Source organism: Flavobacterium sp. CBA20B-1 (genome assembly GCF_028473145.1).
Lineage (GTDB): Bacteria > Bacteroidota > Bacteroidia > Flavobacteriales > Flavobacteriaceae > Flavobacterium.
The window spans coordinates 2,645,736-2,669,420 of sequence record NZ_CP092370.1; the positions used below are offsets into that span (position 1 = coordinate 2,645,736).

General features: G+C 34.9%; 23 protein-coding genes. 8 read left to right on the plus strand and 15 right to left on the minus strand.

Going from position 1 to position 23,685, the window contains the following annotated elements:
• Window positions 1-145 precede the first annotated feature (145 nt).
• Complete coding sequence (locus MG290_RS12920; RefSeq protein WP_264561663.1) at window positions 146-373, plus strand: hypothetical protein; 228 nt, start codon at window positions 146-148, stop codon at window positions 371-373.
• A gap of 171 nt (window positions 374-544) precedes the next feature.
• Here the strand turns inward: MG290_RS12920 and MG290_RS12925 are convergent, their stop codons facing one another.
• From MG290_RS12925 to MG290_RS12935, 3 genes are all read right to left on the minus strand, one after another.
• Window positions 545-1,498, minus strand: coding sequence for a fasciclin domain-containing protein (locus MG290_RS12925; protein WP_264561664.1), 954 nt, complete (start codon window positions 1,496-1,498; stop codon window positions 545-547).
• Window positions 1,499-1,562: 64 nt separating this feature from the next.
• Window positions 1,563-2,327, minus strand: a complete 765-nt coding sequence (locus MG290_RS12930; protein WP_264561665.1) for a tryptophan-rich sensory protein — start codon at window positions 2,325-2,327, stop codon at window positions 1,563-1,565.
• A gap of 539 nt (window positions 2,328-2,866) precedes the next feature.
• Window positions 2,867-3,313: a hypothetical protein gene (locus tag MG290_RS12935; protein WP_264561666.1), complete on the minus strand. Its 447-nt coding sequence runs from the start codon at window positions 3,311-3,313 to the stop codon at window positions 2,867-2,869.
• Window positions 3,314-3,828: 515 nt separating this feature from the next.
• On the opposite strand from MG290_RS12935, the gene egtD reads away from it, so the two are divergent.
• The 3 genes from egtD to msrA all read left to right on the plus strand — a co-directional run bounded on the left by egtD (window position 3,829) and on the right by msrA (window position 6,815).
• Window positions 3,829-4,812, plus strand: coding sequence for an L-histidine N(alpha)-methyltransferase (gene egtD, locus MG290_RS12940; RefSeq protein ID WP_264561667.1), 984 nt, complete (start codon window positions 3,829-3,831; stop codon window positions 4,810-4,812).
• Between the two features lie 12 nt (window positions 4,813-4,824).
• Window positions 4,825-6,015, plus strand: coding sequence for an ergothioneine biosynthesis protein EgtB (egtB, locus tag MG290_RS12945; protein WP_264561668.1), 1,191 nt, complete (start codon window positions 4,825-4,827; stop codon window positions 6,013-6,015).
• 128 nt (window positions 6,016-6,143) lie between these two features.
• The gene (gene msrA / locus MG290_RS12950; protein WP_264561669.1) at window positions 6,144-6,815 is read left to right on the plus strand and encodes a peptide-methionine (S)-S-oxide reductase MsrA; all 672 of its coding nucleotides are present in this window, start codon (window positions 6,144-6,146) and stop codon (window positions 6,813-6,815) included.
• Window positions 6,816-6,850: 35 nt separating this feature from the next.
• On the opposite strand, the gene pdeM is transcribed toward msrA, so the two are convergent.
• From pdeM to MG290_RS12990, 8 genes are all read right to left on the minus strand, one after another.
• Window positions 6,851-7,507 carry a ligase-associated DNA damage response endonuclease PdeM gene (pdeM, locus tag MG290_RS12955; RefSeq protein WP_264561670.1) on the minus strand — a complete coding sequence of 219 codons (657 nt, stop codon included), beginning with the start codon at window positions 7,505-7,507 and terminating at the stop codon, window positions 6,851-6,853.
• On the minus strand, window positions 7,504-9,957 hold the full coding sequence (locus MG290_RS12960) for a ligase-associated DNA damage response DEXH box helicase (RefSeq protein WP_264561671.1): 2,454 nt from the start codon (window positions 9,955-9,957) through the stop codon (window positions 7,504-7,506). Before MG290_RS12960 ends, pdeM begins: the two co-directional genes overlap by 4 nt.
• A gap of 1 nt (window position 9,958) precedes the next feature.
• Window positions 9,959-11,539 (minus strand): ATP-dependent DNA ligase, encoded by a 1,581-nt coding sequence (locus MG290_RS12965; RefSeq protein WP_264561672.1) that lies wholly within the window; start codon window positions 11,537-11,539, stop codon window positions 9,959-9,961.
• On the minus strand, window positions 11,536-12,546 hold the full coding sequence (locus MG290_RS12970; protein ID WP_264561673.1) for a ligase-associated DNA damage response exonuclease: 1,011 nt from the start codon (window positions 12,544-12,546) through the stop codon (window positions 11,536-11,538). Before MG290_RS12970 ends, MG290_RS12965 begins: the two co-directional genes overlap by 4 nt.
• 125 nt (window positions 12,547-12,671) lie before the next feature.
• Complete coding sequence (locus MG290_RS12975; RefSeq protein ID WP_257498293.1) at window positions 12,672-12,842, minus strand: phosphatidate cytidylyltransferase; 171 nt, start codon at window positions 12,840-12,842, stop codon at window positions 12,672-12,674.
• Window positions 12,843-12,990: 148 nt separating this feature from the next.
• The gene (locus tag MG290_RS12980) at window positions 12,991-13,245 is read right to left on the minus strand and encodes a SemiSWEET transporter (RefSeq protein ID WP_264561674.1); all 255 of its coding nucleotides are present in this window, start codon (window positions 13,243-13,245) and stop codon (window positions 12,991-12,993) included.
• 135 nt (window positions 13,246-13,380) lie between these two features.
• Window positions 13,381-13,965 (minus strand): 16S rRNA (guanine(966)-N(2))-methyltransferase RsmD, encoded by a 585-nt coding sequence (gene rsmD / locus MG290_RS12985; RefSeq protein WP_264561675.1) that lies wholly within the window; start codon window positions 13,963-13,965, stop codon window positions 13,381-13,383.
• On the minus strand, window positions 13,962-14,777 hold the full coding sequence (locus tag MG290_RS12990; RefSeq protein WP_272585652.1) for a DUF3822 family protein: 816 nt from the start codon (window positions 14,775-14,777) through the stop codon (window positions 13,962-13,964). Before MG290_RS12990 ends, rsmD begins: the two co-directional genes overlap by 4 nt.
• A gap of 55 nt (window positions 14,778-14,832) precedes the next feature.
• Here MG290_RS12990 and MG290_RS12995 point away from each other — a divergent pair, with 55 nt between their 5' ends.
• Window positions 14,833-16,257 carry an ATP-dependent DNA helicase gene (locus MG290_RS12995; protein WP_264563212.1) on the plus strand — a complete coding sequence of 475 codons (1,425 nt, stop codon included), beginning with the start codon at window positions 14,833-14,835 and terminating at the stop codon, window positions 16,255-16,257.
• 89 nt (window positions 16,258-16,346) lie between these two features.
• Window positions 16,347-17,084 carry a 3-deoxy-manno-octulosonate cytidylyltransferase gene (kdsB, locus tag MG290_RS13000; protein WP_264561677.1) on the plus strand — a complete coding sequence of 246 codons (738 nt, stop codon included), beginning with the start codon at window positions 16,347-16,349 and terminating at the stop codon, window positions 17,082-17,084.
• Between the two features lie 158 nt (window positions 17,085-17,242).
• Here kdsB and uvrA read toward each other — a convergent pair whose 3' ends face one another.
• Window positions 17,243-20,047 carry an excinuclease ABC subunit UvrA gene (gene uvrA / locus MG290_RS13005; protein ID WP_264561678.1) on the minus strand — a complete coding sequence of 935 codons (2,805 nt, stop codon included), beginning with the start codon at window positions 20,045-20,047 and terminating at the stop codon, window positions 17,243-17,245.
• Window positions 20,048-20,255: 208 nt separating this feature from the next.
• On the opposite strand from uvrA, the gene MG290_RS13010 reads away from it, so the two are divergent.
• Window positions 20,256-20,840 (plus strand): RNA polymerase sigma factor, encoded by a 585-nt coding sequence (locus MG290_RS13010; RefSeq protein ID WP_257498299.1) that lies wholly within the window; start codon window positions 20,256-20,258, stop codon window positions 20,838-20,840.
• A gap of 222 nt (window positions 20,841-21,062) precedes the next feature.
• Here the strand turns inward: MG290_RS13010 and MG290_RS13015 are convergent, their stop codons facing one another.
• Both MG290_RS13015 and MG290_RS13020 read right to left on the minus strand, forming a co-directional pair.
• Complete coding sequence (locus MG290_RS13015) at window positions 21,063-21,722, minus strand: endonuclease III domain-containing protein (RefSeq protein ID WP_264561679.1); 660 nt, start codon at window positions 21,720-21,722, stop codon at window positions 21,063-21,065.
• A 9-nt stretch (window positions 21,723-21,731) separates the two neighbouring features.
• The gene (locus tag MG290_RS13020) at window positions 21,732-22,490 is read right to left on the minus strand and encodes a DUF4919 domain-containing protein (protein WP_264561680.1); all 759 of its coding nucleotides are present in this window, start codon (window positions 22,488-22,490) and stop codon (window positions 21,732-21,734) included.
• A 47-nt stretch (window positions 22,491-22,537) separates the two neighbouring features.
• Here MG290_RS13020 and bcp point away from each other — a divergent pair, with 47 nt between their 5' ends.
• Window positions 22,538-22,990: a thioredoxin-dependent thiol peroxidase gene (bcp, locus tag MG290_RS13025; protein ID WP_264561681.1), complete on the plus strand. Its 453-nt coding sequence runs from the start codon at window positions 22,538-22,540 to the stop codon at window positions 22,988-22,990.
• 28 nt (window positions 22,991-23,018) lie between these two features.
• Here bcp and MG290_RS13030 read toward each other — a convergent pair whose 3' ends face one another.
• Window positions 23,019-23,675 (minus strand): suppressor of fused domain protein, encoded by a 657-nt coding sequence (locus tag MG290_RS13030; RefSeq protein ID WP_264561682.1) that lies wholly within the window; start codon window positions 23,673-23,675, stop codon window positions 23,019-23,021.
• Between the last annotated feature and the right edge of the window lie 10 nt (window positions 23,676-23,685).

Here is a 23,685-nt window from a genome sequence, read left to right on the forward strand (position 1 = left end):
CCACTAACGTTTCAGGTCGGGCTTTCCGCCGTCGCTTTTGTTTTCTATCAAAAACAAAGAGCTCCAACAAGGCTGCAATCCCTATTGCGGTTAGCTGATGATTACTGTATAATGTAGGTTGTATATTGTATTGCTGTATATTGTAATGCTGTATATTGTAATGCTGTATATTGTAATGCTGTATATTGTAATGCTGTATATTGTAATGCTGTATATTGTAATGCTGTATATTGTAATGCTGTATATTGTAATGCTGTATATTGTAATGCTGTATATTGTAATGCTGTATATTGTAATGCTGTATATTGTATTGCTGTATATTGTATTGCTGTATATTGTTGAAAATCCGAGTAAATCCATGAATCTGTTATAAGAAAGCTAAAAATCTCATCAAAAGCATTTAATCATTATATTTAAGGATAAATATCTAAATTTTATAATCAGTTACCCAAAAAAATAAAATGTACAGTGCCTATTTGCATAAAAAAACCGCCTCAACTTGTGAGACGGTTTGAACACTCAATAAAATAACATTTAACTATTATTATGGAAGTAAAACTCGGTCAATTAAATGAACTACGCCATTTGTTGCCAACATATTTACTGATGTAATTACAGAAGGTGTGCTGTTTCCATTGCCTTTTACGGTTGCTTGATTTCCTAAAGCTACCATTAATGTTCCACCATTTACAGTATTTAGTGATTGACCATTTGATAGGTCAGATGAGAATGCACGAGCAGCAATCACGTGATAAGTTAGTATTGATGTTAAAGCAGCTGGATCTGCATTTTGTATTGATGCTATGGTAGGAAAACCAGCGTCTATAAATGCTTGATTGGTTGGTGCAAATACAGTTAGATTATTTGTAGTTGCAAGTATATTAGCAACGTTTGTTGAACCTTCGCTAGCACGTAATACAGCTGCTACTAAGTAAGAGAGGTTTGAGTTTGCTTGTGCCATTTCTACGATATCTTGTGTTGGCGGCATTAATACACGCTCAATTGAATGAATAACTCCGTTTGATGCGGCGATATCGGCAGTGGTTACTTTCCAACCGTTTACAAATACCCCTCTGCTGTCTTTGGTAACGTATATTTTGTCACCACCAACAGTTGTAACTTCAGCGTTCGGTCCTGCGGGTACATCTGCAGCCATTACTTTTGCAGCCAATGTATGATATAATAAAATATCGCTTAAAGCGGTTTCTGAAAGGCTGTTAATGGTTTGTTGGGAAATACCCGAAGCTGCAAATGCTTGATTGTTGGGTGCAAACACTGTAAAAGGGCCGGTGCCGTTTAGTGTTTCTCCTAAATTTGCTTTTGTTACAGCAGCTTTTAAAAGGCTGTAATCTGCATTTTCGCTTACAATGGTTGCGATTGTTTTTTGCTGAGGCATTATTGGTGTTGACTCATCGTCGTTACACGAAGTGGTTAATGCAAGGAATGCGAATGCAAATGTTGCACTTGCAAACTTTTTTAAGGATGTTCTAATTTTCATAATTAATCAATTTAATAGTTATATAATTTACAAGGATTTAAGTATTCGATAAATATTTATTCAATTAATCTGCGGGTATTATTTTGTGCATTAAACGGTATAAACAAACTGATAATATGGCGATGCATACAATAACGGCTGTGATTACAATATTAAAATTTTCATTAAAATTACTTACCGCTACTGCTGCAACTCCCCAAGCAACAGCCACACCAAACGCAATCGCATTGTATTTCCAACTGATATATACGCCAATGATTCCGGCGATAATTAGCATTAAAATTGTCCAGCCTACTTCTGTAAAAAAAATTGGTTTCCATTCTATTTTTGTAAGCCAAACGGCTGTATTTGCAATGAGCGCTACTGAAACCCAACCGACATATATAGCAAATGGGCATGTAATGAATAGGTTTCTCACTGCAATTTTAGGTTGCAATTGCTGACTGTTGAGTAGAATGCGTAGCAATAAAATCAATAACACAATCATCAAAATCAGGCACATAAGAATTGCATCGTTCAACCAAAAATAAACCCATAAACAATTAACAACGTTGGTGGCTATAAACGTGAGCCCTATGGAATCTATGATGGAGCTATTATTTTTTTTTGTTAACTGATAAAAACTATATATGGTATGTGCTATCAACAACAAATAAATAATGCCCCAAATGCTGAATGCGTACCCTGCGGGTGTAAACATATTGAAATAGCTGTCTGATATACTTTTCATTGTATTGCTATTCATTGTTCCTGTATTCAGCAAATAATTCACCAATATGGTTGCCAAAAGGCTAATAAAATTTAGATATATTATTACTTTTTTACTCATAATGATTTAAAATAAGTTATATAAAAAATCGGTTACTCTAAAAATTATTAGTATGTAAATATATTAATAACATTTTATATAGTATATTTTTATACTTAATTTTTAACAAAATTTTATAAAGTATGTTTTTGTACTATTTTTTTAAAGCAAAATTTGTGCTTTTAAAATTTAAAGGATATAATTCGGTTTGTTAAAAATCATTTATCTACAATACAAGTTGCTGTGATTATCTTAATTATTCCCGATATTTTGAGAGCATGAAGATGCAATACTTAATATTTTACCTATAAAAATCATTGGTTTTTAGATTATTAGGAGATATGTGTTGATTCTATAATTCTTAAATTATAAATGATACATATTACTTTTTTAGATTTTTAAAATAAAGTATATTAATATACTTTATTACTTTTTTGTGTTTTATAAATTACCCACAAATTAATGTTTGTTTCTACAAAGCGGGGATATTTTACATATTTTTATTTTTTGTATATTAAAAAGTATATTTTTGAACTAATTCAAATAATAATAATTAGTTACTAAGCAACTACTTTAACATCTAATAGCATATCCATTTGATTTTTAATATACATTTCATTGACATCATTTAAAAAACCAATCGGTGCATAATGAATATATCTTTTTCGGTACGATTCAAATAAGGGAGAAATACGCAAATGATCAACTTCTGTTTTTCTGCTGTTTATATATTTATCAATAATATCTTTTTTATGGTTGTTGGGGTTATTGGCAAATGCTAATAATTCGCCAATTCCGTCGCAAAACCAAACACCTAAATCATTTTTGTCTGATAAACATGAAAACATATTTGTAAAACTGTCAAATTCCAAAACGATATTTGTTTGAAATCTGTTGTTAAAATCGTCCAAGTTTGCCGATACGATACCGAGGTTGAAAATTTGTGAGCTACTTAAATCTTTTTTGATTTCACGATCGATGTAAATACTTTTTATTGCGGATAACATAGGTAAGTTTAGTTTAATAAAACGCCCAATAACTTAATATCGGGCGTTTTTACACCAAAGGTGTCATTTCTATTTCAAAGCATAATGTATAAAACAATTTAAGTGCCAAATAAATAGATATGCAATGTAATAATCTTAAAATCAATTGTTTATTTTTAAAAATAATTTTTTTTGATAAAACCCACCCACTTTTTATCAAAAAATTATGGTAAAAAAATCCCCACATTGTATAAAAAAACCTTAAAAAGGGATTTTTATATGCTATTTTATTTTAACAATGGTTTGTTTATAGACTAATTTTAAGTAAGTAATTTTTATTGTAAATATTTTAAAGCTTTTGTTGCTACCAATTTTTAAATAAAAATCGGCATATTTTAATCTTATTAAAGAGAAAGCTCTTTAGAATGGTCAATACTTTCTTAATGTATAAGTTTTGGTTTGAATTTATTGATTTCATGCTCTAAATTTCTATTTTGGGGCAAGGTATTTGCGTGATTATTGTAAAATAAATTGTTATGAAAACTGAACACGCTGTTAATCCTCCAGATCAAATCAATCAAAATTCTGATATTTTTCGAGCTGATATTTTGAGGGGATTAAACCAAGAAAATAAAAAACTTCCGTCTAAATATTTTTATGATAAAATTGGCGACCGACTTTTTCAAGCCATCATGAAAATGCCTGAATACTATCTCACAAATTGTGAACTAGACATTTTTAAAAACAAAACCAGTGAAATTGTCGAAGTGATAATGCACAATCACACACCGTTCGATTTAATTGAATTAGGAGCTGGAGATGCCACAAAATCGGTTTATTTATTGCAACATTTACTAGAAAAAAAAGCAGCGTTTAGTTATCTTCCTATTGATATTTCCGAAAATATTTTGTCGGAATTGGTGCAGCAAATGGAAACGAAATTGCCCCAGCTATCCGTCGTTCCAATGCAAGGTGATTATTTTGAAATGCTAGAACAAGCCACCAAGCAATCCGAAAACCGTAAAGTGGTTCTTTTTTTAGGAGGAAATATCGGCAATATGGAAGCAGACGAAGCATTGTTTTTTTGTAAAAAACTGCACAGCAAGTTGCATCCGGGCGATATGGTACTTATGGGGTTCGATTTAAAGAAAAATCCGCATACCATTCTTGCTGCATACAATGATTCTGAAGGAATTACGGCAGCATTTAACGTGAATCTTTTAAACCGTATCAATCGTGAATTGCATGCTGATTTCAAAATAGAAAATTTTCAACATTATCCGATTTATGATCCTGTTTCAGGTGCATGCCGCAGTTATTTGGTTAGTATTTGTAAACAAAAGGTGACAATTGATGATGAAGTGATTGATTTTGAAGCAAATGAGTTGATAGACATGGAAATTTCACAGAAATTCACCACCGAACAAATCCATCATTTAATGCATCACTCGGGCTTTCAGTCGCTAAAAAATATTAGTGACTCTAAAAAATGGTTTATTGATGCTATTTGGATGGCTTAAAAAAAGAAAAAAATGGATCAAAACACTTCTAGTAAAAATACAACCAAAAAAACAGATTGGCTGGCAATGTATCGCCACATTCGCATGCATACAGAAACTATTTGCAAACCTTTACAAACTGAGGATTATGTGGTGCAACCAATAGTTGATGTGAGTCCGCCGAAATGGCACTTAGGACATACTACTTGGTTCTTTGAAACTTTTTTGTTGCAACCACATTTGCCAGATTATCAAGTTTTTAACACCAATTATAATTATGTGTTTAATAGTTATTACGAAACAATTGGTGCACGTGTAATCCGTACCGACAGAGGTAATTTAAGCCGTCCGTCTGTTGCAGAAATTTATCAATATAGGGCGTATGTAGATGCGCAAATGGTGCTTTTTTTACAAAGTATCCACTTTACGGAGCATTTACATCCGTTATTGGAATTGGGATTAAATCATGAACAGCAACACCAAGAGCTACTTTTGGCAGATATAAAATATATCTTGGGACACAACCCGCTTTTTCCTGTTTACGAATCCAAAAAAATGCCAGAAAACAAAGTGTTTTTAGATGATTCAATGTGTACTATTAACGAAGGTATTTATGAAATTGGTTATAATGGTGACGGATTTTGTTTTGACAATGAAAAGAACAGACACAAGGTTTTTTTGAATCGTTTTCAGATTGCAACATCGCCCGTTACCAATGAAGAGTATCTGCAATTTATAGAATCGGGTGGTTATCATGATTTTAAGTATTGGCATGCAGAAGGTTGGGATTGGGTGCAAAAGCATCAAATAGAAGCACCGCTTTATTGGCATTTTATTGATGACAGATGGATGTATTACACGTTCAATGGATTGCAGGAAATAAACAGGCAACAAGCGGTTTGTCATGTAAGCTTTTACGAAGCAGCAGCTTTTGCCCAATGGAAAGAAATGCGTTTGCCAACCGAAGTAGAGTGGGAGGTTGCAGCCGAAGAATTAAATTGGGGAAGTTGTTGGGAATGGACAAATTCGGCCTATTTACCTTATCCAGGATTTCAAAAAGAAGCAGGTGCTGTGGGCGAATACAATGGCAAATTTATGGTGAGCCAAATGGTTTTGCGTGGAGCTTCGATTGCTACACCAGCAAACCACAGCCGTAAAACATACCGCAATTTTTTCTATCCCAATTTAAGGTCGCAATTCACAGGAATTCGATTAGCAAAGTAGTAATTTTTTATTGTAATTTGGAATTAATGTTAAAATAAAGAAATATTTTTAACGTGTTGTTAGGGAATTCTTTCATCATTAAACATTCCATTCTTTGTAATTTTATAATCCACAAAAAGAAAGCAAACATGAAATCATCGATTTTTATTAATACGTTCAGCATCATTTTAGCTAGTTTTTTCATTATGCCTATTTTGGGTTGCAACAAGAAAACTACTGAATTTGCCACCCGAAACACCGCCTCTAATAAGCCATCTACACAAGTTGTTACAGATACAGCAACGTTTGCAGCAGGATGTTTTTGGTGTGTAGAAGAACAGTTTAAGCAGTTAAATGGTGTGCTTTCGGTTACATCGGGATATACTGGTGGAACGCTTTCTAATCCAACTTACGAAGAAGTAACTTCTGGAAACACGGGGCATGCGGAGGCGTGTGCTATTGTTTTTAATCCACGAGTGATTTCATACAGAGAATTGTTGCAAGCTTTTTTCATAGCCCACGATCCCACACAATTGAATCGACAAGGAAATGATATTGGAACGCAGTACCGCTCGGCAATTTTTTACCATAATTCGGAACAAAAAGAATTGGCTGAATTTTATATTGATGCATTAAACAAAGAAAAAGCATACAACCAGCCCATTGTTACAGAAGTATCATTGTTCAAAACTTTTTATCCGGCCGAAGAATACCATCAAAATTATTACGAAAACAATCCGGATAAAGCTTATTGCCGATTAGTGATTCAACCAAAAGTGGAAAAATTCAAAAAGGTTTTTAAAGAGCAATTAAAGAAATAAGTTGCTAAAATTGTTGGAGTAAAACAAAGGCAAATTCAATCTTCTTGAACAACAAAAAAAACTGATTCATAAAACCCATAGAAAGTAGTAGCGCCTTTTGTTTTTTGCACGGCCATTCCGGTAAATCCGCTAAATGCAGGTAAAATCAACTGATTTTTTTGAACCATAAAACAAGGCAATCGTTTGCTTTTATTTTTTAACAACGGAATTTGAACTCCCGGATGTAAGTGTCCCGATATAGCTGGTAGCTTTTGATTTTCTATAGGTTCATGAACCACCAAAATACCGCAAATTTCCAAATGCTGGTAAATATTTTTAAAACCTAAACTTTTTATGAACGAATCGGGCAAACGGTCGTGGTTTCCCTTCACTAGTTGAAAATTAATGGCATCATGTTCTGCGATAAGTTGTTTTAAATCAGTTACTTCTTTGTTGTTTCCTGCGTGGATTAAATCGCCAACAATAAGGATGTTTTTTGGTTGATAATGCAAAATTAAATTTTTTAATCGTTGCAAATCAAGTGTGTGCAAATAAGAAGGCATTGCAATGCCATTTTTCCGAAAGTAGGCACTTTTACCAGAATGCAAATCCGAAAAAATCAATGTTTGTAAAGCAGGCCAAAACATGCTTCGCTGATTGTTTAATAGAAATTCTTGCCCGCCAAAATGCAACAATTTTTCGATAATTTTCATTTCTTTTTTTTCTTTAAATTTCGTTCAATCATTCGTTCCAGACGGGTTGCTAAATCTTCACTTGATAGCGATTGCCTTAAACTATCTGCTTTAATCGGAAAACTTAATGGTGTGTATCGGTCTGAAAATTGTAATAACACGGTGCTTTCAGCAATTCTTTGAAAGGTTTTTTGCAACCGTACTTCTTCTAATTGTTGATTGAAAACCTCGGTGTATGCTTGCTTTACCAATAAATGAGTAGGCTCGTTTTCTTCTAAAACTTTAAAAATAATTCCCGACGATGCCTGAAGCGATTTGTTGTTTCGTTGAGCACCCGGAAAAGTTTGTATCACCAAACCTGCAATCACGGCAATGTCTCTGAACTTGTGCAGCGCCATTTCAGCTGCATTGATGCTTCCAACCACATCATCCATCAATCCGTTACTGCTTAAAAGTTCTTGCAATAATTCTTCATTAATAGGAATGGGTTGGTCTGAAAACAACTCAAAACCAAAATCGTTCATTGCAATGGAAAAACTAATCGGGAAACGTTTACTTATACGATAAGCAATTACAGTAGCCATCACTTCGTGCACAAATCTTCCTTCTAAAGGATACATAAACAAATGATACCCCTCTCGTGTATGAATGCTTTCTACTAGAAATTCTTTATCAGTGGGCAAGGTGGAATAGTTTTTTTGATACTGCAACAAAGGACCTAAAAAAGCAACTTCTTTCGCTTTTGATTCGCTTTTTGCTGCTTCGGCTATTTTTTTTCGCAAAAATGATCCTAAATCGGCACTTAAAGGCAATCTGCCTCCCAACCAACTGGGCGTGATGGCTTTTCCTGATGCGTTGCGTACAAAAACCGTAAGTTCTTTCATGCGAACATATTCCAAAACCCTTCCAGCTAATATAAATTTATCTCCAACTTTTAATTTAGTGAGAAAATATTCTTCTACCATTCCGATATATCCGCCCGAAACATATTTTACTCGAAGCATGGCATCGCTTACAATCACACCAATATTTAGGCGGTGCAGCATGCCAATTCTTCTTTTAGTAATCACATATTTCCCGTCATCGGCAACCGACACCCTGTGAAATTCTTCGTAATGTTCGCCCAATTTACCGCCTTTGGTGATAAAAGCCAAGCACCACAACCAATCTTCTTCAGAGATAAAATGAAAAGCGTGGGTGTTTTTAATGATTGGAAATGTTTCTTCGGGGTAAAAACCGCCACCCAAAGCCAAGGTTACTAAAAACTGAATCAGCACATCGTATGTTAAAACCAAAGGTTCTCGTTTCTCGATGATTTTATTTTTAAAAGCATCTTTGAGAGCAGCAACTTCAAGCAGTTCCAAAGAATGGGTAGGAACAAAGTAAATGGTGGATGTTTCAAAAGGAGAATGACCACTTCTGCCTGCTCTTTGAAGAAACCGGGCAATACCTTTGCTGGATCCTATTTGAACCACGGTGTCAACAGGTTTAAAATCAACCCCTAAATCGAGTGATGAGGTGCAAACAACTGCTTTTAATTGCCCGTTGCTCAGCGATTCTTCAATCCATTTACGAAGATGATGATCTATAGAACCATGATGAAGCGCAATTTGACCAGCAAAATCGGGGTGCGCATCCAATAACAATTGATACCAAAGCTCACTTTGACTGCGGGTATTGGTAAAAATAAGGGTGGATTTACTTTTTAAAACAAGTTGTACCACTTTGTTGGTTAGTTTACTACCAAGATGACCAGCCCATGGCAAAACGTCCACATGATCTGGATAAACAGGCACTATTTTTATCTGCTTTTTTTCTTTCGAAATAATTTTTATTTTTTTGGGAAAATTAGGCAACAATACATCCATTGCCTGATCTATATTGCCAATAGTGGCTGTAATTCCCCAAATTTTTAATGCGGGAAGTGTACTTCTAAGATATGCAATAGCAAGTTCAACCATAACGCCGCGCTTGTTTCCCAGCAATTCGTGCCATTCATCAACAGCAATGCAAGCTAGATTTTTGAAAAATTGATCGCGGCTTTTTTGCGCTAAAAGCAAATGCAAACTTTCGGGGGTCACAATGAGCACATCGGGCATTTGCTTGATTTGTTTTGCTTTTTGTTTGGGATCGGTGTCGCCATTGCGCACTTCAACCTGCCAATCAAGGCCAATTTCATCAGCGGCATGTTGCATAGCTCTTGCTAAATCTTTTGCCAATGAGCGGATGGGAGTTACCCAAATGAGTTTTAAACCGGTTTTCGTTTCATCATATCGATTCATAAAATCTATAGCAGCAGCCAAAAACACCGAAAATGTTTTACCAAAACCTGTGGGGGCAATTACCAAACCGCTGTATCCTTTGTGGTAGTAATTCCAAGTGCGTTCTTGAAACTCAAAAGGTGTTTGTTGGTTGCGGTGCATCCAATCGGTAATAATTTGGTAACCTTCGGTGGTATTTACGTTTTTCATATTAGGTAATTAGCCTTTTAACATCTTCTAAGTCATCAATTTGAGTAGCGTTTTTATCTTTGCGCCAACGTAAAATTCTGGGAAACCGCAAAGCAACTCCCGATTTGTGCCGACTGCTAAAACCAATGCCTTCAAAAGCAATTTCAAAAACCAATTCAGGTTTTACAGTGCGCACAGGACCAAACTTTTCAATGGCATTTTGGTTTACAAATTTACTCACTTCTTGAATTTCTTTATCGGTAAGCCCTGAATATGCTTTGGCAATGGTGACCAATTCGTTGCCGTTTTTCACAGCAAATGTGTAATCGGTATAATAACCGCTTCTTCGTCCGCTTCCTTTTTGTGCATAAATAAGCACCGCATCAATGGTTAATGGATCTGTTTTCCATTTCCACCAATCCCCGCGTTTTCTGCCCGTGTGATAAGGCGAGTGCAGGTTTTTTAGCATTAATCCTTCACTATTTATGGCTCTTGCATTGTTGCGAATTGCCGCTAATTGATCCCAACTTTTTTCATTGATAACAGGCGACAAATGGATAGATTCTTGATTTGGTGTGTTGAAATATCTTTCTAAAACAGCTCTTCTGTTTGCTAATGCCTCTGTTCGAAGATCTTGGTTTTGCCATTCCAACACATCATAAATGTATAACGAAACAGGTAGTTCATCAAGCATTTTTTTAGGAAGCTTTTTACGGTTGAGCCTTTTTTGAAGTTCACTGAAATTATAAACTTCTTGATTTTTAACCACTAAAAGTTCGCCATCAATCACAAAATCATATGGAAAATTGGCAAAAGCTGCTTCGATTTCAGGAAATTGGTTGGTGATTAGTTCCTCGCCACGCGACCAAATAAAAAACGAACCATCTCTTTTAATCACTTGTGCCCGAATGCCGTCCCATTTATATTCAATTTGCCAATCGGAAATATTGCCGAGCGACTTTAAGTCTTTGTCTAGCGCATAAGCCAAACAAAAAGGATAGGGTTTGCTTTTATTAACTTGCGTGTATGCACCGGTGATTAATCCTTCAAAATCAACATCTTCACGCCTCCATTCTCCCATAATACTGTGAGTTACCGCCGCTGGTTCCTTATCGAAATATTTTGCCAAAGCATTTATAACGGTTTTAGAGGAAACACCAATTCTAAAACTTCCGCCCAGTAGTTTATTAAAAATAAATCGTTCGGTACTGCTCATTGCATGCCAATTAGATACCACATACGCTCGTTTCTCGTCTTCGGTGGCATCTTTCAAAGCTGTGATTTCATCCATATATTGGCTGAGCGATTTTTCGGATCGGGTTTCATAGTTGGGTAGCAAAAGGGCAATGGTTTCGCCTAAATCGCCCACAGCTGCATAACTTTCTGCAAAAAGCCACTCTGGCAATTTTGTTTCTTCTAAAATCCATTGTTTAAGCAACTTGGTGGTAACGCTTCTTTTTGGGCGCTTGCCTGTGAAAAGGGACAAAAACCATAGTTTATCCTCATTTGAAGCTGTTTTAATAAACAATTCAATAGCTGCTATTTTTTGCAAATTTTTATTGGTGCTGTCTAAAGTATGGATAAGCTGGGCAAATTCTTTCATACGCTTTCCGGTGTTTGTTCGTCCTCTTCTTCATTTCCAAAAGCAGTGTGCAGTTCTACCGCATGCATCCCGTTTTCATTAAGATATTTAGCAAAAGCAGCAGTTTGTCCGTGGGTAACATAAACTTTTTCGGCTTCTGTAGCTTTCACAGCAGTTAAAAGTCCGTCCCAATCGGCATGGTCACTTACGGCAAATCCCGCATCGGCACTTCGCCATCTTCTTGCACCGCGCACTTGCATCCAACCCGAACAAACGGCATAAGCCATGTTAGGAATTTTCTTTAAAGCGGTACTTTCAACTAAGGCAGGGGGCACAATTACAACTGCTTGGTTCACATGTTGCACCGATTCACGAAAGTCAACAATTTGATAATCGGGAAGGTCAACACCCACACTTTTATAAGCTTCATTCAATTTTGCAATGGAATAGTGAGTGAATATGGGGCCAACACCGCTTAAAGCTTTCAGGATGCGTTGCGCTTTTCCAAGAGAATATCCCACAAAGACAGAAGTTTTACCGTTTTTTTGGTTGGCAATGACCCAATCGAGCATCAATTGATTCAATTGTTCCACAGACGACCATTTGTAAATAGGCAAACCAAAAGTGCTTTCTGTTACAAATTCGTGGCATTTAACTGGTTCAAAAGGGGTTGACAATCCATCATTTTGTAACTTGTAATCACCCGAAACTACAGCTATTTTTCCCTTATATTCCATTCGGATTTGAGCCGAACCAATAATGTGACCTGCGGGGTGAAAAGAAACCTTTACCCCGTTTATAATTAGCGACTCATTGTAAGCAATACCTTGTACCTGAATATCTTTGCCAATTCGGCTGTGAAGGATAGGTACTGTAAAATGATGACACAAATAGCGTTTCATTCCCCAACGGGCATGATCGGCATGCGCGTGCGTTATTAGTGCATAATCAACGGGTTTCCATGGATCAATATAGAAATTTCCGGGTATGCAATAGAAGCCATTTTCGGTAAAATTTAGTAAACGCATAAGAAAAACATTTCGTTTGTATTAAAGTAATATGCGTGTTTTTTAGTGTGCTTTAATATACTTAAAGCTACTTTATTTTAAGGGAATCTGCAAGCTTATTTTTAAAAGAAACTTGCAGATGATTGTTATTTTCGTCCTCTCATTTTAGAAAAAATCCAAAGAATGATTCCAATTACAAGAAAAACAAGAAAGAAAGCCCACCACATTCCAGCTTTAAAAATGGTTTCTACGGCTTCGCAACTGGTAAGTAACAAGCACATAAAGCCGATACTACCAAATAAAAAATACTTTTTCATAGCTTCAATTTTTATATAATTAAAGATAGCCATAAAATATATAAAAAATGGTTTTTTATAGCATATTTATGTTATTTAATAGCGTATAGATGTTAATTGCTAAAGCCAACTTTTTGATTTTTAGAATGCTTACAGATGAATAATACAGTTATTTTTTTTTGTAAAGATGATAATAAACAAGCAGTGTGACATTTACTAAGACCGAAAACCCGTTAGAGAGAATAATGGGCCATTCATTTTTCAAAATTCCATAAACCACCCAAAGTGCAACTCCACAAATTAAAACAATGATGGTTCCGTGGGAAATGTTCTCCACTTCTTTTTCTTTTAAAACTTTAATGAGTTGTGGAAGCATGGACATAGATGTCAAAATCCCTGCTATTGTTCCGATAATTGTTTCCATAGTTAAAAGGTGAGATTGGTTAGCTATCTATAAAGATACGCTTTTAACTTAAAGTTGGTAACATAAATATGTTATAATAAAGAATTGAATTGCTAGTGGGGCTTTTTAGGGGATTGGTTGGGAGAACAAAAAAAATCAATCCTCTTCATCAAAATTCTCTTCATCGTCATCTATTTCTTCTTGTTCATATTCAAAAAACGAAAAAATAGAACCGCCATATTTTCTGCTGTTACTAAAACGCTCCAAATGCTCCATCTTTGTTTGCGTAGAGTGTTCAATAATCAATAAACCATCGGCTTCGAGCAATTCATTTTCAAAGATCAATTGGTAGATTTTATCAAATTGTTCTTGCGAAAAATCATAAGGTGGATCGGCAAAAATAATATCGTATGTTACTTTGCTTCGTTCTAAAAACTTATACACATCACTTTTTATCGTGGTGATATCCATCTCAAACTGTGCAGCTGTTTTCTTTATAAAATTTATACAACCAAAATCGGTATCAACACAAGTAATCGGTTCGGCACCCCGCGAGGCAAATTCATAACTGATGTTACCGGTTCCGGCAAATAAATCAAGCACTCTTAGCTCACGAAACGAAAATTGATGGTTCAATATGTTAAACAATGCTTCTTTACTTAAATCGGTTGTAGGGCGAACAGGTAGGTTTTTTGGAGCTGTGATGCGTCGGCCTTTAAATTTTCCGGAAACTATTCTCATGCGTGCAATAAAATATAATGTTGTTTAAGTTCTTGGTATGTCACAGAAAGTGTTTGGGCAAGCGTTTGCATATCGGCCACTGAAACATGGCGTATAAAACGATAAGCAATCTGGTATAAATCGCTTCCGGTGCTTATATTGCCATAAAATGTAACGGCTTGAGTTTCTGGATTTAGTTGCAGTTGTTCAAAAACAAATAATAGATAGTAAATAAAATCTTCTTTGGTTTGAAACTCGTAGCTATTAAAAAAAAGTAATTTTTTTTGTTTTGTGAGTACCAATTCAAAATGGGTAGCGCCCACGTGTACAAAAAGATTGGCAACCGCATCGTTTGCAGATTTTGCCAAAAAATGCTGCACCAAAGAGGTGTTTATGTGCTGAAATGTAAAACTGCCAAAAACATCTAAAAAATAATTGTTAAATGCCACATAAGGCACATAAATATTGTTCATTTCGGCTTGTGGCAAGTTGTCGTAATCAAAATAATCTGTCGGAAAAACCTTGGTATTGTATTGCAAATAGCTTCCCAGCGAAGTTTCATCAAACAAAGCCGTAGGTACAAATGTGTTTAAATTATTATCGTGCAAAACCACCACGTCTTGAAAACCACTTTGCAAAGCTTCTTCCTTATCAAAAAAAACATCTAATTGCTGTTCAATAGTCTTATATGGATCTAAAGCAAACGACTTTATATGCGAAACCTGATTGTTTACTTGATTTTTAACGCAATAACTAAAATTTTGAAACGATACTTGTATGTATAATTTTTGAAACGATTCGTTCAACATAATCATAAAATGTATAAGAATCAAAAGTACAATTTTTTTGTTGATTAATAGTATCTTTGTGAAAACCCGATTACAAATAATGACCATTACGCAATTTTATCAACAATTAAAAAACACTTTTCCGTTTGAATTAACCTTAAAGCAAGATGCCTTTTTAAAAAAGATTTCACAGTTTGTTTTAAGTGATAACCCCGATGAAATTTTTGTTTTAAAAGGATATGCCGGTACCGGAAAAACCACATTGCTGTCTAATTTGGTGCATCAATTACCATTTGTAAATAAAAAATATGTAATGCTGGCACCAACGGGTAGAGCTGCCAAAGTAATATCAAATTACGCCAAGCAACCTGCATATACCATTCACAAAAAAATTTATTATCCCAAAAAAGATAAAAATTCGGGTGTGGCATTTACCATGCAAGCAAACAAACACAAAAACACCATTTTTATTGTGGATGAATCGTCGATGATTTCCGATAATGTGACCGATGCCACCATGTACACCCACGGTTCGTTGTTAGACGATTTAATGTATTATGTGTATTCTGGTCAAAATTGCAAACTCATTATTGTGGGCGATACAGCACAGTTACCACCTGTTGGAATGGACGAAAGCCCGGCGTTAAACGAAGATAAATTGGCATTGAATTACCAAATGAAAGTCGATTTTATTGAATTGACCGAAGTGATGCGTCAGGAAGAAGATTCCGGGATTTTATACAACGCCACCGAGCTTCGCGAACAGTTACAGCAAGAATTTTACGATTTTTTTGAATTCGATGTAAAGCCTTTCAAAGATATCATTCGCTTGCAAGATGGTTATGAAACACTTGATGCCATTCACGATGCCTATTCTAAAAAAGGAACCGAAGAAACCATTTTTATTGTGCGATCAAATAAACGCGCTAACCAATACAACCAGCAAATTAGAACCCGAATTTTAGACAACGAAAGCGAAATGAGTGCCGGTGATTACATCATGGTGGTAAAAAATAATTACTTTTGGTTGAAAGATTCCAAAACCACCGATTTTATAGCAAATGGCGACATTTTGGAAATTTTACAAATCTATAAACACCACGATTTATATGGTTTCAGGTTTGCATCGGTAAAAGTCCGCATGATTGATTATCCCGATATGCCGCCGTTTGATACCATTGTTTTGTTAGATACCTTGCATTCCGAATCGGCAAGTTTAACCTATGAAGAATCGAACCGATTGTATCAGGAAGTGATGCTAGATTATCAAGAAGAAACCACTGCTTTTCGGAGAATGCAAAAGGTGAAAAACAATGAATATTTTAATGCCTTGCAAATTAAATTTGCGTATGCAGTAACTTGTCACAAATCGCAAGGCGGACAATGGGACACTGTTTTTATAGAACAACCATATTTGCCAAACGGCATTAATAAAGATTATATGCGCTGGTTATATACCGCACTTACACGTGCCAAAGAAAAAGTATATTTAATCGGTTTTAGCGATGATTTTTTTGAAGGGTAGATTTTTCGGTACAGGTTCATATAACGAACTATGTCATCTCAAAATTGAAACTTCGTTATGTATAATTCTATTTGTTTAAAAAGTATAAAATGAATAATTTAAAAATAATAGCCGTTATACCGGCACGATATGCATCTACACGCTTTCCTGCTAAATTGGTTCAAGATTTAGGTGGAAAACCAGTGGTAGTGCAGACCTATTTAGCAACAGTTGCCACACAACTTTTTGATGAGGTTTTAGTAGCAACCGACCATGAGATTATTTTCAATTCATTAAAACAGCACCATGTAAATGTAGTAATGAGCAGTGATTCGCATGAAAGCGGTAGCGACCGTATTGCCGAAGTGGTAAAGAATATCGATTGTGATATCGTAGTAAACGTTCAAGGCGATGAACCTTTTGTCAGTAAAGAAAATTTAGAAAATTTAATTGCTATTTTTAAAAATGATCTTGAACAAAAAATAGATTTGGCATCGTTGATGTTCGAGATTGATGATTTAGAGACAATCAATAATACAAACAATGTAAAAGTGGTAGTAGATCAAAACTTGAAAGCTTTGTATTTTTCGAGAGCAACCATTCCATTTCCACGAGATGGAAAAACTTATGCGCCTTATTACCAACATATTGGTGTTTATGCCTATCGAAAAAATGCGTTATTAGATTTTACTACCTGGCAAATGAAAGGTTTAGAAGCAACAGAAAAGTTGGAACAACTTCGCTATTTAGAATATGGGAGAACCATACAAATGGTGCTTACAAACCATACCGGTATTGGTATTGATACGAAAGAAGATTTAGAAAAAGCCCGATTGCTTTGGAAGTAATACTGATACAGTAATCGTTTTTATCCAATGGGTAATATCAATTTTAGGTCAATAAATGGAATTTTTTTCATTCATAAATATTTGTGAGTTCATCGATAGCAATTACACTATAAAAGCAAAGCGTTTCTACTACTATAAGTGGAAACGCTTTGATACAACTACTTCAACTTTTCTTTTAGATAGCTTCCTGTAATTGATTTTTTGTTTTTTACAATTTCTTCTGGTGTACCGGTTGCTACAACTGTTCCGCCGTTTTTACCACCTTCCGGACCTATATCAATTACATAGTCGGCACATTTTATCATGTCTAAATTGTGTTCAATCACAATAATAGAATGTCCTTTTTCAATGAGTGCCTGAAATGATTGCAGTAATTTCTGAATATCATGGAAATGCAAACCGGTAGTAGGTTCGTCAAAAATAAACAAAGCACGCTCTTTTACGGCTCCTTTGCCCAAAAATGTAGCTAGTTTTACGCGTTGTGCTTCCCCGCCCGATAGGGTAGAAGAGGATTGCCCCAATGCTACATATCCCAAACCAACATCTTGCAATGGCTGAATTTTCTGTACAATTTTATCTTGATTATGGTTTGTGAAGAATGCCACTGCTTCATCAACGGTTAAATTTAGAACGTCAAAAATACTTTTACCTTCAAATTGTACTTCTAAAACTTCTTTTTTAAAGCGTTTTCCTTTACATGCTTCGCATTCTAAATGCACATCTGCCATAAATTGCATTTCAATGGTAACCACTCCATCGCCTTTACAAACTTCGCATCGTCCTCCTTCCACATTAAAAGAGAAATGTTTGGGTTGGTAATTTCGCATTTTTGAAAGTTTTTGTTTGGCAAACAAATCGCGAATATCATCGTATGCTTTGATGTATGAGATAGGGTTTGAACGAGAACTTTTTCCTATTGGGTTTTGATCTACATATTCAATGTGTTTAATGTGCGAAAAAGAGCCTGTAATTTCATTGAATTGCCCAGGTTTTTCGCTGGTACCTATTAAGTGCTTTTCTAATGCAGGATATAATATTTTTTTTACAAGAGTAGACTTTCCGCTACCCGAAACCCCACTCACCATGGTTAAACAATCTAATGGAAACACCACATCAATGTTTTTTAAATTGTTTTCTCGCGCCCCTTTTACTTCGATAAAGTTTTTAACGGTACGACGTTTTTTAGGAACTTTAATCTCTAAATCGCCGTTTAAATATTTTGCTGTTAATGTATCGGCTTGTAAAATCTCTTTAAAAGTTCCCTGTGCCATCAATTTTCCGCCTAAAACTCCGGCTTCGGGACCAATATCTATGATTTCATCGGCAGCTTTCATCACATCTTCGTCGTGCTCCACGATGATTACAGTGTTTCCTAAATTCCGAAGGTTTTTCAACACCTCTATCAATTTTTCTGAATCACGCGAATGCAGCCCGATACTTGGTTCGTCTAAAATATACATCGATCCCACCAAACTACTACCTAATGATGTTGCCAGATTGATACGTTGCGACTCACCACCCGAAAGCGTAGCAGACCTGCGGTTGATGGTTAAATAATCCAAACCAACATCGCTTAAAAATTGCAAACGGTTGTTGATTTCCAACAACAATCTTTTGGCAACTTTATTTTCAAATTCGTTTAATTTTAACGATTTAAAGAAATCACGCAACTCGTTGATTGGTAAATCAACCAAATCAGAAATGGTTTTACCACCCACTTTTACATAGTTGGCTTCTGCACGCAATCGTTTTCCATGGCAAAGATTGCATTTGGTTTTCCCCCGATAGCGCGACAATAACACCCGATTTTGTATTTTGTAATTGTTTTCTTCTAAATCTTTAAAAAAATAGTTCAATCCGGTAAAATATGAATTTCCTTCCCAAATTAATTGCTTTTGGCTATCGGTTAATTCATAAAAAGGTTTGTGGATTGGGAAATCGAATTTATGGGAATTGTTTACCAATTGATCTCGGTACCATGACATGCTTTCGCCTCGCCACGGATAAATGGCGTTTTCATAAACCGATAAAGCCGTATTTGGAATAACCAAATCTTCATCGATACCAATTGTGGTTCCAAAACCATCGCATTTAGGGCACGCTCCATAAGGGTTGTTAAAGCTAAACAAGTGGATATTGGGCTCTAAAAAGGTAATGCCGTCTAATTCAAATTTATTGTTAAACTCCAGCTGTTTGCCGGTTTCCAATTCATGAAGATACAATACGCCTTTGCCTTCAAAAAAAGCTGTATCTACTGCATCAGACAATCGATTGTAGAAATCTTCATCATGCCGAACCACCAAACGATCAATAATCAGCTGCAGATCTTCTGATTTTATCTTTTTTGATGCAAATTCTTCAACAAATTCATCAATTCTTCGGGTTTCTTTTTTATAAAATAATCGGGCAAAACCTTGCTGCAATGCAATTTTTAATTGATCAATTAAGGTACGTTCTTTTATTTCATATACAGGAGCAAGTAACAACCATTTCGATTCTTCATTAAAATTTTTTACAGCATCAATCACATCGGTTACGGTATGTTTTTTTACTTCATTGCCAGATATTGGAGAAAAAGTGGTGCCAATTCGGGCATATAAAAGCTTTAAATAATCATAAATTTCGGTTGATGTACCCACGGTAGAACGCGCATTGGTGGTATTCACTTTTTGTTCAATCGCAACCGCAGGTGCAATACCTTTAATATATTCCACTTTTGGTTTATTAATTCTGCCTAAAAATTGGCGTGCATACGAAGATAAGCTTTCCACATAGCGACGTTGCCCTTCTGCATAGAGGGTGTCAAATGCCAAGCTGGACTTGCCAGAGCCAGACAATCCTGTAACTACCACCATTTTGTTTCGCGGAATTACAACATCGATTTGTTTTAAATTGTGCAAATGTGCACCTTTGATAATGATATTTTGTTTTGGGTCGATTTTTGAAAAATCAGTTTTTTTCATTGCTTGTACATAAAATAACTACAAATTTACGAATTATTAAACGAAGATTATACCTTGCGAATTCACAAAAAAATCATATTTGAATGAAAGATTTTTTCTTTAAGTTTTTTTTAAGAATTATTTTTTTATATATTTGTTCTTATAACTTTAAATAAACAAGCCTATTACATATCTATACTTATAGTAAAAACCTAAAACATAAGTTAAGATGGCAAAAGAAATTTTGTCAGATGCAGTATTAGTTCAACAATACGCTTCTGGAAATGAAATGGCTTTGGCGCAATTAATAGAGCGTCACAAATCACGCATATATAGTTTTATTTTTTCAAAAGTAAAAGACCGAGATTTATCAGATGATATTTTTCAGGAAACCTTTATTAAAGTGATTAATACCATAAAAAAAGAAAATTATAACGAAGAAGGAAAATTTTTACCTTGGGTAATGCGAATTGCGCACAACTTGATTATAGATCATTTTAGAAAACAATCTAAGGTGAAAATGCAGCGCGATCAAGAAGAATATTCCATCTTTGGAAAAATGATTGACAATCAAATGAATATCGAAGCACAGATGATTGCAGGGCAAATTGAAGATGACTTGCACTTGTTGGTTTTGAAACTGCCAGAAGATCAGCAGGAAATTATTCGTTTGCGTTTATACGATGATTTAACTTTTAAAGAAATTGCCGAATTAAATGATATAAGCATCAACACTGCTTTGGGCAGAATGCGTTATGCCATTATTAATCTGCGAAAAATGATAACCAACAAACAAATAATTTTAAACGATTAAACAATAATAAATCTACTGTGGCGTTATATCATAAAAAATAAACCTTTTCTATGATAAAAAATTACAAAACCAACAGTAAACAAAAACCTAAACTTTTGCCTAAAACCAGTACTATTGACTTTATTTTAAACTATTCAAAAAGTACAAAAGCGGTAAAAAAAGGATCATTTCATTTCATAACTTTTCAAAACTGAAGAAAGGAACTGTAAAAAGTTCCTTTCTTTATTGTTTATAGATTTTAAGAAGCTCGTTAATGACCGATTTTTTGCCAATTTTTTGAGTAATAAGGTCTTTTTCCAATTTCCAACCGCGTGCTGGCGAATATTCGCGACCGTACCAAATCATTTGTAAATGCAGTTTATTCCAAGTATCTATTGGAAAAATTTTTTTAGCATCAATTTCGGTTTGCACTACATTTTTACCAGAACTTAAATTCCAACGATACATTAAGCGGTGAATATGCGTATCAACAGGAAAAGCAGGCACATTAAAAGCTTGCGACATGACTACCGAAGCTGTTTTATGCCCAACAGCAGGCAATAATTCTAAGGCGTTGATATCTGCCGGAACTTCGCCATTGTGTTGATCAATTAAAATTTTACTTAAACCATAAATACCTTTCGATTTCATGGGAGACAAGCCACACGGACGGATAATGTCGGCAATTTCTTCCACCGAAAGTTTTACCATATCGTAGGGATTATCGGCTACAGCAAATAATTTTGGGGTAATTTGGTTCACGCGAACATCGGTGCATTGGGCTGATAACAAAACTGCAACCAATAAAGTATATGGATCTTTATGATCTAACGGAATAGGAACTTCTGGATACAACTTTTCTAATGTATCAATAACAAAAGCAACTTTTTCTTTTTTGGTCATAGGGGTAAACTAATTGAACATTTTTGCATATAATTCAAACAAACGCGTAACATCAAAATACAAACCTTTTAATTTTCCGTTTTCGGCTATTTTTTCTTCCGTCGATTCTTCATCAATATTTTCATCTGCATTAGAGGCTGTATTTGTATGTTTTATGGTTAAAAGATCATACGATCTGCCCTCATCATCTCTTAATAATTGCTGACCACTGACCGGGAATTCTAAAATATTCATCATATAATATTCATGCGAAGTGGAAATAACATCCATTGCAGTAGCTTGTGAAAAACCGTTGCCAGTTTCAAGCATTGCACCTAATAATTTATCAAATAAATTGGATAGCTTTATATTTTTTTCCGAATCTCCGGTGTAATGATAAGCAGCTATTAACGCATCAAAAACGTTTAAATCTATAAATAAATCGTTCTTTAAAACTTTTTCATTATACTTGGCAATCTCTTTCCATTGTTCAGTTGAGATATTTTCTGAATTATAATAGCCACTAATTTTTTCATCAATAGTATGTCTTCTGTTGACATTGTAATCGTTTTGTATAGTACTTCCGTAATATAAGTGATGAAAATCATCTATTGTTAAAGTGGTATCTAAAGCGATAAAACGCTCTTTCAAATGCTCAAAAAAATACGGACTTTTTTTGTTGGTGATTTCTTTTTCAATGGCTTTATAATCTACATTTCTTGTAGCATTTGAAACTTGTGCAATGCTGTTTAAAGAAAATAATAAGGTAACTAGTGTAAATATTTTCATGTTTGTAAGGAATTTATTAGATTTAACAAATAAACAAAAAAAAAATAATGAATACAATAAAAATAGGCGACAAGGCTCCTGACTTTTCAGGTGTCGATCAAAACGGATCCATCGTAACATTAAATGATTTCAAAGGAAAAAAAATAGTTTTGTTTTTTTATCCAAAAGCTTCAACTCCTGGTTGCACAGCCGAAGCGTGTGATTTACAAAACAATATAGACCGTTTTATTGCTCAAAATTATCAAGTGATTGGCGTGAGTGCCGATTCGCAAAAACGACAGTTAAATTTCGCTACAAAAAATAAGCTGCAATATCCGCTATTGGCCGATGAAGATAAAGAGATTATCAATGCTTATGGCGTTTGGGGACCGAAAAAGTTTATGGGTAAAGAGTTCGACGGCATTCACAGAACTACTTTTATTATAGATGAGAAGGGCATTGTGGAAGATATTATTTATAAAGTAAAAACAAAAGAACATACCCAGCAAATATTAAAATAAAGCGTTTATTAAACGCTTTATTTTAAGTTTATTTTCTGTTTAAATCTGTGATTAATAACGGATTATCTTCTTTTAATTTGTTGATTAATTTTTCAACCTCGCTTCGTGCGGAATGCGCTTTTAAATGCTCTAATTCTTTTTTGGTAGTTCCTACGATTTGTAAAAACGAAACTTCGCCATGCGGAGTGTTGATTTTTCCCAATTCGGGGTCTAAGGTAAAAACCAAACCCACAATTTCGGTTTCGGTATTTGCTCTAATAGGGCCATTTGTGGGTATATATTGATTTTCTTCAAACCAATTACCCGATTGAAAAACATAACGCGCCAAGTTGTTCATCAAACCAATCACCCAAGTAGGTTCATCTATATCACCTTCAAAAGGTTTTAGTCTAAAAGTAAACTCAAATCCCCATTTGCTGAATTCTCCGTTTAAAGCTTCTTCGTTATAATAAAGCTCCGACATTCCGTAGCTCACCAAATGTTTGTGAGGAGTTTGTTTGTTGGTATTGTATATACTTGCCCCATCGATAGGATCGGTGCCGCCTACCATAAAGTGAATGCCGCACAATGGTCCATAATGCTTAGGTTCTTGTTGGGGATAAAGCTTTTCTAATTGCTCATCTATTTGCAACCATCCCACAGCATCTTCTTCGGTGTATTTTTTTTGATATTCTTCTTTTATCATCGTTCTATTC

What these genes read in the sequence shown, in the direction of transcription:
- MG290_RS12920 (WP_264561663.1), top strand. Translation starts at nt 146, where the DNA reads ATGCTGTATATTGTAATGCTGTATATTGTAATGCTGTATATTGTAATG.
- MG290_RS12925 (WP_264561664.1), bottom strand. Translation starts at nt 1,498, where the DNA reads ATGAAAATTAGAACATCCTTAAAAAAGTTTGCAAGTGCAACATTTGCA.
- MG290_RS12930 (WP_264561665.1), bottom strand. Translation starts at nt 2,327, where the DNA reads ATGAGTAAAAAAGTAATAATATATCTAAATTTTATTAGCCTTTTGGCA.
- MG290_RS12935 (WP_264561666.1), bottom strand. Translation starts at nt 3,313, where the DNA reads ATGTTATCCGCAATAAAAAGTATTTACATCGATCGTGAAATCAAAAAA.
- egtD (WP_264561667.1), top strand. Translation starts at nt 3,829, where the DNA reads ATGAAAACTGAACACGCTGTTAATCCTCCAGATCAAATCAATCAAAAT.
- egtB (WP_264561668.1), top strand. Translation starts at nt 4,825, where the DNA reads ATGGATCAAAACACTTCTAGTAAAAATACAACCAAAAAAACAGATTGG.
- msrA (WP_264561669.1), top strand. Translation starts at nt 6,144, where the DNA reads ATGAAATCATCGATTTTTATTAATACGTTCAGCATCATTTTAGCTAGT.
- pdeM (WP_264561670.1), bottom strand. Translation starts at nt 7,507, where the DNA reads ATGAAAATTATCGAAAAATTGTTGCATTTTGGCGGGCAAGAATTTCTA.
- MG290_RS12960 (WP_264561671.1), bottom strand. Translation starts at nt 9,957, where the DNA reads ATGAAAAACGTAAATACCACCGAAGGTTACCAAATTATTACCGATTGG.
- MG290_RS12965 (WP_264561672.1), bottom strand. Translation starts at nt 11,539, where the DNA reads ATGAAAGAATTTGCCCAGCTTATCCATACTTTAGACAGCACCAATAAA.
- MG290_RS12970 (WP_264561673.1), bottom strand. Translation starts at nt 12,546, where the DNA reads ATGCGTTTACTAAATTTTACCGAAAATGGCTTCTATTGCATACCCGGA.
- MG290_RS12975 (WP_257498293.1), bottom strand. Translation starts at nt 12,842, where the DNA reads ATGAAAAAGTATTTTTTATTTGGTAGTATCGGCTTTATGTGCTTGTTA.
- MG290_RS12980 (WP_264561674.1), bottom strand. Translation starts at nt 13,245, where the DNA reads ATGGAAACAATTATCGGAACAATAGCAGGGATTTTGACATCTATGTCC.
- rsmD (WP_264561675.1), bottom strand. Translation starts at nt 13,965, where the DNA reads ATGAGAATAGTTTCCGGAAAATTTAAAGGCCGACGCATCACAGCTCCA.
- MG290_RS12995 (WP_264563212.1), top strand. Translation starts at nt 14,833, where the DNA reads ATGACCATTACGCAATTTTATCAACAATTAAAAAACACTTTTCCGTTT.
- kdsB (WP_264561677.1), top strand. Translation starts at nt 16,347, where the DNA reads ATGAATAATTTAAAAATAATAGCCGTTATACCGGCACGATATGCATCT.
- uvrA (WP_264561678.1), bottom strand. Translation starts at nt 20,047, where the DNA reads ATGAAAAAAACTGATTTTTCAAAAATCGACCCAAAACAAAATATCATT.
- MG290_RS13010 (WP_257498299.1), top strand. Translation starts at nt 20,256, where the DNA reads ATGGCAAAAGAAATTTTGTCAGATGCAGTATTAGTTCAACAATACGCT.
- MG290_RS13015 (WP_264561679.1), bottom strand. Translation starts at nt 21,722, where the DNA reads ATGACCAAAAAAGAAAAAGTTGCTTTTGTTATTGATACATTAGAAAAG.
- MG290_RS13020 (WP_264561680.1), bottom strand. Translation starts at nt 22,490, where the DNA reads ATGAAAATATTTACACTAGTTACCTTATTATTTTCTTTAAACAGCATT.
- bcp (WP_264561681.1), top strand. Translation starts at nt 22,538, where the DNA reads ATGAATACAATAAAAATAGGCGACAAGGCTCCTGACTTTTCAGGTGTC.
- MG290_RS13030 (WP_264561682.1), bottom strand. Translation starts at nt 23,675, where the DNA reads ATGATAAAAGAAGAATATCAAAAAAAATACACCGAAGAAGATGCTGTG.